Origin of the sequence: Streptomyces millisiae (assembly GCF_031845425.1) — a bacterium.
Taxonomy (GTDB): Bacteria; Actinomycetota; Actinomycetes; order Streptomycetales; family Streptomycetaceae; genus Streptomyces; species Streptomyces millisiae.
Genome location: NZ_JAVREM010000035.1, coordinates 24,215 through 37,730, shown reverse-complemented (window position 1 = coordinate 37,730; position 13,516 = coordinate 24,215). Strand labels below are relative to the sequence as shown.

Annotated in this window: 7 protein-coding genes; 1 reads left to right on the top strand and 6 read right to left on the bottom strand. The window is 75.7% G+C overall.

Going from position 1 to position 13,516, the window contains the following annotated elements; all coding sequences use genetic code 11:
- Nucleotides 1-66 precede the first annotated feature (66 nt).
- On the top strand, nucleotides 67-3,294 hold the full coding sequence (locus tag RNC47_RS22795; protein WP_311601375.1) for a family 78 glycoside hydrolase catalytic domain: 3,228 nt from the start codon (nucleotides 67-69) through the stop codon (nucleotides 3,292-3,294).
- 24 nt (nucleotides 3,295-3,318) lie between these two features.
- Here the strand turns inward: RNC47_RS22795 and RNC47_RS22790 are convergent, their stop codons facing one another.
- Genes RNC47_RS22790 through eccCa form a run of 6 tightly spaced genes read right to left on the bottom strand, consistent with a single transcriptional unit; the run spans nucleotide 3,319 to nucleotide 13,479 of the window.
- Nucleotides 3,319-3,996 (bottom strand): hypothetical protein, encoded by a 678-nt coding sequence (locus RNC47_RS22790; RefSeq protein ID WP_311601374.1) that lies wholly within the window; start codon nucleotides 3,994-3,996, stop codon nucleotides 3,319-3,321.
- Nucleotides 3,993-5,207, bottom strand: coding sequence for a type VII secretion protein EccE (locus RNC47_RS22785; protein WP_311601373.1), 1,215 nt, complete (start codon nucleotides 5,205-5,207; stop codon nucleotides 3,993-3,995). Before RNC47_RS22785 ends, RNC47_RS22790 begins: the two co-directional genes overlap by 4 nt.
- Entirely contained in the window at nucleotides 5,204-6,610 is a 1,407-nt protein-coding gene (gene eccB, locus RNC47_RS22780; protein ID WP_311601372.1) for a type VII secretion protein EccB, read from the bottom strand. Before eccB ends, RNC47_RS22785 begins: the two co-directional genes overlap by 4 nt.
- Nucleotides 6,611-8,008: a S8 family serine peptidase gene (locus RNC47_RS22775; RefSeq protein WP_311601371.1), complete on the bottom strand. Its 1,398-nt coding sequence runs from the start codon at nucleotides 8,006-8,008 to the stop codon at nucleotides 6,611-6,613. It abuts the gene before it with no gap.
- 12 nt (nucleotides 8,009-8,020) lie between these two features.
- Nucleotides 8,021-9,472, bottom strand: coding sequence for a type VII secretion integral membrane protein EccD (gene eccD / locus RNC47_RS22770; RefSeq protein ID WP_311601370.1), 1,452 nt, complete (start codon nucleotides 9,470-9,472; stop codon nucleotides 8,021-8,023).
- Nucleotides 9,469-13,479, bottom strand: coding sequence for a type VII secretion protein EccCa (gene eccCa / locus RNC47_RS22765; RefSeq protein WP_311601368.1), 4,011 nt, complete (start codon nucleotides 13,477-13,479; stop codon nucleotides 9,469-9,471). Before eccCa ends, eccD begins: the two co-directional genes overlap by 4 nt.
- Nucleotides 13,480-13,516 lie beyond the last annotated feature (37 nt).

The window sequence follows — 13,516 nt, the reverse complement described above, 5'->3', positions numbered from 1 at the left end:
TGCCGGGGGCGCGGCTAGCTTGCGGCGAGACGGAACTGAAACGTATCAATCGGGAGGCGGTTTCCGATGAGCGTGGCATCGCACGGTGGAGCCCTGAACCGCAGGCAGGTCGTCGGGATCCTCGTCGCCACCGGGGCGGGTGCGGTGGTGCCCGTCGCGGCGGCCGCGCCGGCCGGCGCGGACGACCCGGCTTCGCCCGGCTCCGGTCGCGCGACGGTCGGGAACCTGCGGGTCGACGGCCGTGGGGACGACCCGTTGGGTGTCGACGACACCGCGCCGAGGTTGAGCTGGCAGCTGACGAACGCCCCCGCCGGCTGGGCGCAGGCCGCCTACCGGATCCGCGCCGCGGGCAGCGAACGGGAGCTCACCGGCGGTTCGTTGCTCTGGGACTCCGGGGTGGTGCGCTCACCGGCGCAGTTCGACGTCGCGTGGGGCGGGGCCGAACTCCGGTCACGGCAGGCGGTGGTGTGGCAGGTGAGGGTCTGGAGCGAGCGTGGTGAGGCGACGCCCTGGAGCCGTCCGGCCCGCTGGGAGATGGGGTTGCTGGAGCGCGGCGACTGGGGCGAGGCCCGGTGGATCGAGCACCCGGGCCGGGGCGTCGACGAGCCGCTGCCGCTGTTCGCGCGGGCGTTCACGGTCGACGGGCGGCGCGGGGCGCGGGTGACCAGGGCCCGGCTTTACCTGGCCGGGGTCGGGCTCCACGACGTGCGGATGAACGGCGCGGCCGTGACTGACGAGGTGCTGGCGCCCGGCAACTCCAACTACCAACTGTCCACCGAGTACCGCGCCTACGACGTGACCCGGCTGGTGCGGACCGGCGCCAACGCCCTCGGGGTGGCGCTGGGGCACGGGACGGCCCTGGTCACCCGGTCCGTCAGGAACGAGGAGACGGGCCGTACGGCCCCGTACAGCTGGTGGCAGAGCCAGCCCAAGGGGAGTGGGACGCTGGCGGCCCCGGCGCCCGCCGGGGCGAGCACCGTGCGGGTGAGCGACGTGACCGGCTATCACCTGGGCGGCACGATCAACATCGACACCGGCGACGGCGGCGACCGGCTCGAATCGCGCGAGATCACCGCGATCGGCACCGCGGGCGCGGACGGCGGCGGCATCACCTTCCGGCCGGCCCTGGACGCCGAGCACGCGGCCGGCGCGTCGGTGACCGGTTCGGGGAACCCGCTGGCCAGCACCGATCCGAGCGCGGGCGCCGCCGTGTCGCCACGGATGATCGCCCGGCTCGAACTGACCGCGGCCGACGGCTCGGTCGACGTCGTGGTCAGCGACCGCTCGTGGGTGACCGCGCTCGGCCCCACCGTGACCAGCAACTGGTACTCGGGGACGGACCACGACTCGCGCCGCGAGCAGCCCGGTTGGACCGAGCCAGGCGCCGACCTGGGCGACACGGCCAGGCGCCGCGACGGCACCCCGGTCGGCTGGGTCGCGGCCGGCATCGCCCCGCCGCCCAACCTCACCACGGAACTCGTCTGGCGGGTGGCCGAGCCGGTGCGGGTCGTCGACCGCGTCCGGCCGGTGCGCGTCACGCAACCCAGGCCCGGGGTGTGGGTGTTCGACTTCGGGCAGAACTTCGCCGGCTGGCCGGAGATCACGCTCGACGGGACGGTGCCGGCCGGCACGACCGTCACGATGCGGCCGGCGGAGTCGCTGGCGGCGGACGGCACCGTCGACCAGCGGTCCCTGATGGGCGGCGGGAGCGGCCGGGGCACCGACGTCTTCGCCACGTACACCACCCACGGGGACCCGGACGGCGAGACCTGGCACCCGACGTTCGACTACTTCGGCATGCAGTGGCTCCAGGTGACCGGCCTGCCGGACGGTTACACCCCCACCGCCCGAACGGTCACCGGCCTCCAACTGCGCGCGGACACCCCGGTGGCGGGCGCGTTGGAGACCTCCGACGAGCGGATCAACCGCGTCCACCGGATGGCCCGGTACTCGATCGCGTCCAACCTGATGTCGACCTTCACGGACTGCCCGGGGCGGGAGAAGCTGGCGTACCCGGCCGACTACACGCAGCCGTTCGGCTCGCTGGCGCGCAACTTCGGCTTCGACGCCTATCTGCGCACCATGCAACGCCACCTGGTCGAGGGGCAGTCGAGGGCGGGGGAGAACATCGGCAACGTCGCCCTCAAGGCCCCGGTCTACGACTGGGGTTACCTGGGCCGGTTCGGGGACGAGGTCAACTGGGGCAACGGCATCGTCCTCGTGCCGTGGCTGCTCCACGAGACGTACGGCGACACGCAGCTGATGGAGCGTCACTACCCGGAGATGCGGGCGTTCCTGGACTACCTCAGGAACCGGAAGGCGGGTACGGGCGCGGACGCCCATCTCGTCGACGGCGCGCTCGCGGACTGGGTGGCGGCGGACGGTGGCACGTCCGGCCGGATCACCGGCACCTGGGGCTACTTCCAGACCGTGGACCGGATGGCGAGGATGGCGGCGCTGCTCGGCCGCACCGCCGACGCCGATGAGTACCGCGAGCTGGCCGCGGCCATCAGGGACGCCTTCAACGCGGCCTTCTACAACCGGGCGGCGGGCCGCTACACCGCCGAGGGCGACCGGGGCACCGCCGGCGCCACCCAGGCCGCCCAGGCGCTGGCGCTCGACGAGGACCTCGTGCCCGCGGGCGAACGAGGCCGGGTCCTCGACGCCCTCGTCGAACTGGTCCATGCCTACCGGCCGTTCGGCGGCGGCCCGCACCTCAGCGCCGGGACGATCGGACTCGCCCCCACCGTCCGGGCGTTGACGGCCGGCGGCCGCGACGACGTGCTGTGGGACGTGCTCCGGGAGGACACCCGGCCCGGCTACGGCTTCTTCCTGACCCCGACCACCGCCAACCCCGAAGGACTCACCACCGTCCCCGAACAGTGGGACCTCGGCAACTCCAAGAACCACATGATCCTCCTCCAGATCGAGGAGTGGTTCCACCGCGGCCTGGCCGGCATCCGGCAGGCCCGCGGCTCCGTCGGCTACCGCGACCTGGTCATCGACCCGCGCGTCGTCGGCGACCTCAGCCACGTCGCCGGCAGCTACCGGACGCCGCACGGCGAGGTCGCCTCCGCGTGGACGCGCCGGGGCGGCACGTTCCGGCTCACGGTGCGGGTGCCGCCCAACAGCACCGCCGAGGTACGGCTGCCCACCGGCGGTGAGCGGGCGGTGACCGCCTCGCGTGGCGCGACCTTCCTGCGCGTCGAGGGCGACCGCGCGCTGTACCGGGTCGCCTCGGGCAGCCACGACTTCACCGCGCCCGACGCGAGTTCGGGCTCCGCCAGGCCCTGACCCGCCGGCGGCACCGGCCCGTCGTCAGGCGCGGCCCGGGGTCAGCAGCGTGGTCTCCGCCGGGGAGATGTCGGGGCGGAGGATCTCGGTGCCGGTGGGGCGGAAGAGGATGACCTCGCCGGGGGTCAGGGTGGCGGTCAGCCGGGCCGCCTCCGCGCCGAGGAGGCGTCCTGTGGTGTCGGCGAAGCGGGCGTCGAGGGCGAGCAGCGCGTCGGGCGCCGACCAGAAGTACGAGCGGCGGGGCGCGTCCCGGGTGACGTGCAGGACCGTTCGCCAGGGGCCGTTCGCCAGGGTGGCGGGTGGCGGGCGGCGCAGGTCGCAGACGAGGGCCTGCGGCCCGTCGGCGACCGTCGGTGGTGCCGGGGGGCGCGGTGGCCAGGCCGGGATCGTGTCGTGGACGGCGAGCCGGTCGCCGGCGGCCGCGGCCACGCCCGCCCAGTGGTCGGGGCCCCGGGTCGCGGCCGTGACCTGCGCGCCGACCGCCAGCAGGCGGAGCGCGAAGAGCCGGCCGAAGAGCGACTCGCCGAGGACGCCGATCCGGGTGCCGGCCGGTCCCGGCGCGGGCAGCGCGACGGGTTGTCCCGACCGGTCGGTGCCGAGGTGGATGCCGGTGTGGGCCAGGACGAGGCGGCAGTCGGCCTCGGTCTGCTGCTCGTCGGGCCAGTGGGTGGCGGGCAGGCCCGCCACGTCGGGAAGCGTCATCGGGTCCTGGCCTCTCCGGTCGTCACGAAGCCGGTCGCCTCCACCAGGGAGCGGGCCGGGTAGGCCACCGGCAGGGTGGCGAGCAGCCCGGCGGCCTGGTCGGCGGCCGGCGGTCCCACGATGCCGGCCTGGATCAGCCGGTCGCGTTCGGCGGCGGCGTGCTGGGCCATGGTGCTGACCACGCGGACCGCCGTCCGCACGTTCAGGCCGGCGCCGTCCCTGGTGAGGGTGGCGGCGGTGACCACGCGGTCGGCGGTGCAGGTGGCGAGCGAGCCGAGCAGCCGTGACCAGTCGGCCTGGTTGGCGACCTCGGCCGTGACGGTGCAGTGGGTGGCCGCGTTGCCGGCCCAACTGCCGGGGATCGCGCGCCCCTCGGCCGAGGTGTCGCCGATCCCCCGCAGCAGGTCCCGGACCTGGTCCGGGCCGAGCGGCGCGCTCGGCACGCCGTGGGCGGCCAGCCTGGCCCGGATCCGGGCGGTGGCGGCTGCCACCGCGGCGCGCGCCCCGGCCGCGCCGCCGCCGCGGCGCTCGGCCGCCTCGGGCGCGTCGAACGGTTCGTAGCGCAGCACCAGCCAGGAGCGGACGGCGACCGGGCGTCCGCCGAACGGGAGTTGGCGGTAGGCGATGGTGGGCTGGTAGCGGTAGTGGAAGTCCCAGGGCGGCAGCCCGAACTGTTCGACGACGAGCTGCGCGGCGGCCGGTCGTGCCGGGTCCTCGTCCAGCCAGCGGGCGACGGCCGCGGCCGGCAGCGAGGGCAGCGTGCCGCCGGGGAACTCGACGATCGCGGCGTGGCCGCGGCCGTCGGCGAGCACGCCGAGCTCGGCGGCGCCGCCGCTGCCGGCGCCGTTGCGGTCGGCGAACCCGGCGATGTCCAGGGTCGGCAGCAGGGCCCCGGCGAGGCCCAGGTCGGTCTCCTCCCCGGTCGGCGCCGGGGCCCCGGTGGGGGCGAGCGCGTCGCGACGCAGCCGGTCGAGCAGCCACTGGTCGGCCCACTCGCCGCGCCGCCGTAGCAGCGATCCGGCGACGACGAGCGCGCCGGCGCCGGCGAGCCCGTAGCCCCAGGGCCCCTGGAAGGCGACGCCGGTCGCGAGGCAGCCGAGGCCGGTCTCGACCGCGACCAGCCGGGCGCGGCCGAAGCGGAGGGCTCGCCGGGGGCGGGCGGTCGGGGCGGCGCGGTCGGGGCGGTCGGGACGGCGTCTTCTGGGGCTCACCGCTGCTCTCCGTTCTGCTCGCGGGTGGCCGCCTGCGGGTCGAGTACCGGGCCGTTCGGCAGCAGGTCGGTGAACGCGCTGGGCAGGGACGGCGCTTCGTCCGGCGCGTAGCCCAGCCGCTCCACCGCGTCCGGGGTGGAGAAGGGGTAGGCCGCGCCGCTGTCGGTGACCAGCGTGTAGGTGCCGCCGGTGCCGGCCGAGGTGGTGGCCCTGACCACGGCGCCCGCGCCGGCCGGCACATAGATCTCGTCGAGCAGGCCGAGCCTGCCGCCCTGGTAGCCGGTGACCGGGCGGACGTCGGCGGGGTCCGGCATGGTCGCGGGCAGGTGGACGGTGGCCTGCCAGGGCGCGTCGCCCGGCTGGCCGCCGGGCGGCGTGCTGATGCAGACGGGCTGGTTGCGGCCCGGCTCGTTGGCGGCGAGCAGCTGGTCGGGCCAGGCGGGGTCGCCGGGCGCGCGGCCCTCGGAGCGTGGGGCGCGGGCCGCCTCGGTGGCGCTGATCTCGTGGTCGGTCTCCGCGGCGCCGCTCAGCAGGGCGTAGACCAGCGGCGAGATGGAGACCAGGCCGTCCGACCTGACCAGGTGGTACTGCGCGTTGATGCTGCCCTCGGTGTGGGCGATGTCGCCGACCCGGGCGTCGAACGGCAGTTGGACGCCCGGCTGGGCGCCGGCGTCGGCGCCGAGCTCGGGGATGGTGAGGGCCGGGCCCTCCGGCAGGGTGGCGATGATCTGGTGCGGCAGCTGCACCTGTTCGACGCCCTGCAGGCCGACCAGGTCGCGGATGTTCTCGCTGAGCGAGTAGCGGCGGCCCTCGGTGAGCAGCCAGAGCCGCTGGTCCTCGTCCTGGGCGAGCACGGTGGCGCCGCCCTGCGGGTCGTAGCCGCCGGGCGGGGCGACGCCCGGCACCGAGACATAGAGCGCGGTGGCGGTGGGGGTGCCGCCGGTCTCGGACGGCACGACGCACAGCGTCCAGTCGCCGTCGACGAGGTCGTCGGCGTCGGGCAGCGCGTCGGGGGCGCCGGGGATGCCGACAGGCAGGCCGCGCGGCGCGTCGTCCAGGACGGACTGCCTGACCTCGGTGACCTCGCCGCCGCCGACGAGCATCGCGGAGGCGAGGTTGAGCGCCGGGTGCACGACGCCGTCGGTGACGACGTAGCGGTCGCCGCTGTCGCCCACGACGACGGCGCCGGTGCCGGGGAGCGACGGGCCGCGGCCGCCGCCGAGCCAGCCGGCGATGCCGAAGCCGGCCATGATCAGGATGCCGATGGCGAGGCCGCCGCCGACGGAGCGGTTGAGCCGGCGGCGCGGGTCGAGCCGTGCCTCGTCGGCGCCCCGGATGAGGCTGGTGGTCCTGCGGCGGTTCTCGTAGGCGTACGCCTCCGCCTGCTCGCGTGTGGTGGCCATCTAACGTGTCCGGTTCCGGGAGGGTTGGGCGGAGCTCGTGGTGGACGGCGACTCGCTGCCGTCGAGCCAGTCGAGCCGGCCGGGCGGGGGGTTCGCGGGTCTTTCGGTGCCGGGTGCCGGCCGTGGGTCGGGGCCGGCGCGCCAGCCGCGCGCGGCGGCCCGGCGGACGGCGGGCGCCGCGGCGAGGCCGAGGACCACGGCGAGCAGCAGCCCGCCGCTCCAGGCCAGCGCGGTGGCCGCGGTGGCGGAGAGCAGCGGTTCGCTGGTGGGGATGGGCTGCACGGGGATGTGCCCGGGGGGCGCCGCCTCCCCCGCGCTGTCCGTGTCGCCGCTGAGGTGGGTGAGGGCGCCGAAGGGGTCGACGATGCCGGCCCCGGTGCGGTCGTTGACGCCGCCGCCGACCTGGGTGGCGGACTCGGTGAGCCGCCGGGCGACCTCGGCGGCCGGCAGGTCGGGGAAGCGGGAGAGGACGAGCGCGGCGGCGCCCGACACCTGGGCGGCGGCGAAGCTGGTGCCGGACTCGACGCGGTAGCCGGAGCCCTCGGGGGCGACCACGGCCATCTCCTCGCCGTAGCCGGCCAGGTCGACCCAGGGTCCGGCGTTGGAGACGTCCATCGGCTGGCCGTCGTTGCCCACCGCGCCGACGGCGAGCACGCCGTCGTAGGCGGCCGGGTACATGTGGCCGCCGCTGACGCCCTGGTTGCCCTCGTTGCCGGCGGCCGCGACCACGACGACGTCCTCGGCGACCGCGCGGGCCACGGCCTCGCGGATCGGCTCGTAGTCGGTGGGGAGGGCGAAGGAGAGGTTGAGCACCCGGGCGCCGGAGTCGACGGCGTCCCCGATGGCCGCGGCGATGGTGCCCACGGTGGCCCGCTCGATGCCGCCGGCGACGCGCACGGGGTAGACGGTGGCGGCCGGCGCGACGCCGGCCATCCGGTCGCCCTCGGCGCGGCGGGCGGCGACCAGCCCGGCCACGGCGGTGCCGTGGCCCTCGCAGTCCTCCTGCGCGGCCGGGGTGGTGCGGTCGAACTCCCGCTCGTCGTTGACCCCCTCGTAGGTGCTGCCGCGCCGCACCGCGCCGTCCAGGTCCGGGTGCTCGGCGTCGACGCCGGAGTCCACGACGGCGACGAGCACACCGGAGCCGGTGGCCAGGTCCCACGCCTGCCGCAGCCCGAGCTGGTCGATCAGCGGATAGGGCCCCGCGCCGTCCGGCAGCTCCGTGCCGGGCGACCGCGTCCGGCACGCCTCCACGGCCGCGGCCGGCTGGGCCACGACGAGCTGCGCGAGCAGCAGCGCGACGAGACCGCCGACGAGCCAGGCTCCGCCGCGGGGCCGCCGCCGCGAGCGCGCCGCGTGGGCGCGCGCGCGGCGCGCCCCCCTCACAGCCGTGTCAGCCAACGCCGTGCCCCCTCAGACCCGCAGGTTGAGGAGGGCGCTGTAGACCTCCCACACGGCCAGGCACAGCGGGATGACGGCGAGCAGCAGGACGGACTCCAGCAGGTCGAGGCCGCGGGAGAGCCGGGGGTTGGCGCGGAAGCGGCCGGCGGAGACGGCGACGCCGCCGGCGACCAGCGCCACCAGCAGGGCCACCGGGAGCGCGACGCCGAGCAGCGGCAGCCGCTCGCCGACGCGGTCGGTCAGCAGGAACGCGGCGGCGCCGGCCACCGTCACCAGGCCGGTGGCGAGCGGGATCGCGGCCTGTGCCGTCTCCCGGAAGAGCCGGGCCCGCATCAGGGTCAGGGCGAGCAGCACGCCGCCCAGCACGCTCGACCACAGCTCGCCTGAGCCGAACAGCACCAGGGTGCCGCCGGCCGTGACGAGGTGGCTGCCGACCAGCATGCCGACCAGCAGCCGGCGGGCCCTGGCGATCCGCTCCCGCAGCCGGTCGTGTTCCAGCTGGCTGGGCAGCGCCTCCAGGTCCTCGGCCGAGGCGGCCACCTGGGGGGCGGGGATGCGGGCGACCCGCAGCGCGACCGTGGGCCACAGGGTGGTCAGGGCCAGCGCGAGCGGGGCCGCGACGGCGGCGGCGCGGGCCGGGTGCACGTCCCAGACGGCGCAGATCAGCGCGCCGGTGGCGGCCAGTGGCCCGGCCACCACGAGGGCGGTGAAGGTGCCGTCGCCGCCGCCGACGAGCACCGGGCCGAGCGCCCCGATCACGGCGAGCACGGCGCAGGCGAGCAGCAGGTGTCCCGCGGTGAAGCCGGCGACGGTGCCCTGCTCGGTGCCGAGCAGCCGGACGGCGCCGAGCATGGCCGGCGGGGCGGCGAGCACGGCCGCGAAGGTTCCGGCCTCCCGGTCGCCGAAGGCGCGTGACATGAGGACGCCGACCAGCAGCGTGAGGGCCGCGGTGGCCAGGCCGAGCCAGCCGGGCAGCCGGTCGGGCGCCTCGGCGAGGGCGGCGCAGGCCGCGAGGACGCCGACGGCGGCGAGCGTGCCGGCGGCCCTGCGGGTGGCGGCCGGCGGCCAGCCGACGGGTCCCGCGGCGGAGCCGATGACCTCGGTGACGTCGTCGTAGAGCGGCGGGGTGGTGTCGTCGGTGCCGTGTCCGACGAAGAGCAGGTCGCCCTCGTGGACGCCCTGCGCGGCGAGCGACGCGGCCGGGTCGAGCCGGGTGCCGTCGGCGCGGCGCAGCACCCAGCCGCCGTGCCGGACGCCGCCGTCCTGGGTCGGGTCCTCGCCGGCGTGCCGCAGCAGGGTGGGCATCAGGCGGGCCAGCGGGACGCCGGCCGGGACCGCGAGGTCGGCGCGGCTCGCGGGCCCGGCGACGCCGATGCGCACGAACTCGGCGGCGCCGGCGGTGACCGGGGCCGTGCTGGCCGTCGCCGTGGCCGGTGGAGTCGGCTGGGTGAGGCTGCCGCTCATGGGGTGGTCCTCGGGGCTTGGTCGGGGGCGGACGGGGTGGCGTGGGGGGAGTCGGCGCGGACGAGTTGGACGGGCACGTTGCCCAGCCTGCGGTGGGTGAGCAGGGCGCGGCCCTTCTTGCGCTGGGCCGGCTTGAAGCCCCAGATCGGCATCTCGTCCTTGGGGATGCTCAGCAGCGCGCCCGGCACGTTGAGCTCCTTGAGCCGGCTGAGGACGGGGTCGACGACGGCGCGTGAGGCGCCGCCCGCCTGCCGGGTGACGTACAGGTGGAGGCCGATGCCCCTGGCGTGCGGCAGGAAGTCGAGAAGCGACTTGAGGGGGTTGCCGCGGCTGGTGGACACCAAGTCGTAGTCGTCGACGAGGAGGTAGATCTCGGGGCCCGTCCACCAGGAGCGGTCGCGCAGTTGCTCGGGGGTGACGTCGGTGCCGGGGATCCGCTTCTTGAGGCCCTCGGCGAGGCCGCCGACGACCTCGACCGACCGCTCGTGGGTGGTGGAGTAGCCCAGCAGGTGGGGTCCGTCGAACTCGCGGAGCATCGTCATCCGGTGGTCGAGGATGATGAGCCGCGCCTGCTCGGGGGTGTAGGTGTCGACGACCTGTCGGGCGACGGCCCGCAGCAGCGAGGTCTTGCCGGACTCGGTGTCGCCGATGGCGATGAGCCCGGCGTCCTCGCCCGGGGTGAACACGACGGGTTCGAGGCGGTTGCCCTCGATGGCGACGGTGACGCCCCTCGTCTCGGCGGCGGCCGGCGGCAGTTCGGCGAGCGGGTAGCTGACGGGCAGCAGCCGCACCCGGGGGGCGACGGGCCCCTGCCAGGCCTCGGTGACGCGGCGCACCAGGTCGCCGACGCCGTCGGACAGGCCGGTGTCGGAGCGGACGCCGTCGACGCGGGGCACGGCGAGCAGGAAGTGCATCGAGTCGCTGGTGATGCCGCGGCCCGGGCGGCCGGCGGGGATGGTGCGCTGGGCCTTGCGGTCCATCTCGGAGTCGAGCGCGTCGCCGAGCTTGAGCTCGATCTTGGTGCCGATCATGTCGCGCATGCCCATGCGCATGTCCAGCCAGCGGTTGCCGGTGACGACGAGGTGGATGCCGTAGGTGAGCATGCGGCCCGCGGTGGCCATCAGGGTGGCCTCAAGATCGGGGTAGCTCTGCCGCAGCACGGCCCAGCCGTCGACGACGAGGAAGACGTCGCCGAAGGGGTCCTCGACGCGGCCCTCGGCGCGGGCGGCGCGGTAGGCGGCCATCGACTCGACGCCGGACTCCCGGAACCTGGTCTCGCGGCTCTCCAGCAGTTCGAGCACCTCGGCGACGGTGCGGTTGACGACCTCGGCGTCGAGCCGCCCGGCGACGCCGCCGACGTGCGGCAGGCCGGCGAACGGGAACAGCGTGCCGCTGAAGTCCAGGCAGTAGAACTGGACTTCCTCCGGGGTGTGGCGGAGCGCGAGCGAGGCGATGAGGGAGCGCACGCCGGTGGACTTGCCGCTGTGCGGGCCGCCGACGATGGCGACGTGGCCGCCGGCGCCGGTGAGGTCGATCTCGAACGGGTCGCGGCGCTGGTGGTAGGGGCGGTCCACGACGCCGACGACGGCGGTGAGCGGCGGCCTGGCCGGGGAGCTGCCGAAGCCGCGGCCGGTCCTGACGGCGAGGTCGCCGAGGAGCCGGTCGAGCGGCTCCGGCTCGTCGAGCGGCGGCAGCCACACCTGGTGGGCCTGCGGCCCGTGGCCGGTCATCTGCTCCACCATCACGCCGAGCACGGTGGGGCCGAGGTCCTCGCCCTCCTCGAACTCGTCGGCGCGCGGCTGGGGTTCCGGCTCCGGGGGCTGCTCCTCGGCCGGCACCGGGACATAGCCGGCGGGGAACGGGCGGATGTTGATGCCGCCGCCGAGCGCGGCGCCCGAGCTGTCGTCGCCGGTGCGGTAGGGGCCCGAGACGTAGGCGGCGCGGAACCGCTTGAGGGTGGCCGTGTCGGTCCTGAGGTAGCCGTGTCCCGGGGCGCTCGGCAGGTGGTTGGCGTCGGGCACGCCGATGGCGGTGCGGCTCTCGGACTCGGAGAAGGTGCGCAGGCCGATGCGGTACGAGAGGTGGGCCTCGAGTCCGCGCAGCCGGCCCTCGTCGAGGCGCTGCGAGGCCAGCAGCAGGTGCAGTCCGAGCGACCGCCCCAGCCGGCCGATCTGCACGAACAGGTCGGCGAAGTCGGGCTTCTGGGCGAGGAGTTCGGAGAACTCGTCGACGACGATGAAGAGGCTGGGCAGCGGGGGGAGGTTGGCGCCGCGCTGCCGGGCGCGGTCGTAGTCGCGGATGGAGACGAGGTTGCCGGCGTCGCGCAGCACCTCCTGCCGGCGGTTCATCTCGCCGGAGAGCGCCTCCCGCATGCGGTCGACCAGGGTGAGGTCGTCCTCCAGGTTGGTGATGACGGCGGCGACGTGCGGGAGCTCCGACATGCCGGCGAAGGTGGCGCCGCCCTTGAAGTCGACCAGCACCAGGTTGAGTTGGTCGGAGGCGTGGGTGGTGGCCATGCCGAGCACCAGGGTGCGCAGCAGTTCGGACTTGCCGGATCCGGTGGCGCCGACCAGTAGGCCGTGTGGGCCCATGCCGTTCTGCGCGGACTCCTTGATGTCGAGGTCGAGGACGCCGCCGTCGGCGGAGACGCCGATCGGGGTGCGGAGTCGGTCGCGCATCGGGCGGGGGCGCCACAGGCCGTCCAGGTCGAGCCGGCCCGGGTCGGCTATGTGCAGCAGGCTGGGCAGCGTGTTGACGGTGGTGGTCAGGTCCTCGGAGTCGCCGGCGGCGGGGGCGGCGTCGGCGCGGAACCTGGCGAGCTCGCGGGCGAGCGCGTCGGCCTCCGGCTCGGAGAGCCCGTCGGCGGTGCCGAGTTCGTCCCGCAGCTCGCCGGCGAGCACGGCGAGCCGGCCTTCGGTGATGCCGAGCCGGACGCCGTGCGCCTCGGTGAGGGCGGCGGCGCGGCCGTCGACGTCGAGCACGGTGACGCCCTGCATGCCGTTGGGGTCGAGCAGCGCCTCGCCGCCGGTGACCAGGCCGCCGTCCACGACGACCAGCAGGTGCGGCAGGTCGGGGTCGGGCTCGGCGTCACGGTTGAACCGGGTGCGGCGGGTGAGTTCGGCGCCCAGCCAGTCCTCCAGCACGGCGAGGCTGGGGTGCATCATCCGCACCGGCCCCACGTGGTCCTTCTCCTCCGGGTGGTGGGTGTGCGGCAGCCACTTGAGCCAGCCCCAGCGGGGGCCCTCGATGTCGGGCGCGCACAGCAGCACCCGCAGGTCCTTGGGCGAGTGGAAGGTGACGGCGTGCGCGATGACGGCCCGGAACAGCGCGCGGGCCTCGTCGCGGTCGCCGCCGCCGGTGACGGAGAGGGCGGCGAAGCGGCGGAGCGCGACCTGCACGGGCAGGTCGGGGACGACGGAGTGGGCCTCGATGAACCGCTTGAGTGCCACCGCCGAGAGCGGGTCGAGGTCCTCCACCGGGGCCGACTCGCCCGGCACCAGCGGGGTGGCCAGGTAGCGCGGCCCGCGGCCGACCCGGACCACGCCGAAGTCGGCGTCGGTGCTGCGGCGTTCCCACAGCCGGCGGCTGCCGACCACCGACCAGAGGGCGCCGGGCGCCGGCGCGCTCCACTCCAGGGCCTCGCGCTGGGCCTGCGCGGTGCGGCGCACCTCGGTCCTGGTGCGCTCCAGGTACCGCAGGTACTCGTGCCGGTCGTTGCGCGCCTGGCTCTTGGCCGTGCCGCGCTGGCGCACCACCGAGCCGACGACCATGGCCAGGCAGGAGACGAGGAACATGGTGCCGACGATGTAGCCGATGGGGCCGCGGCCCATGGTGAGCATGTAGAGGACGGAGCCGAGCCCGCTGAGCGCGGGCAGGGCGGTCATCCAGAGGTTGCCGTCCTCGGGCTTGGGCAGTTGCGGTGGGGCCTTCAGCACCAGCTCGTTCTCCGGTACCGCGGGCTGTGGTGCGCGCGCCGGTCGTCGGAACACGGTGGTCGGGCTGGTCACGGTCGTCCTTGCCTCTCGGGCCGGTCATCGCGGGCGC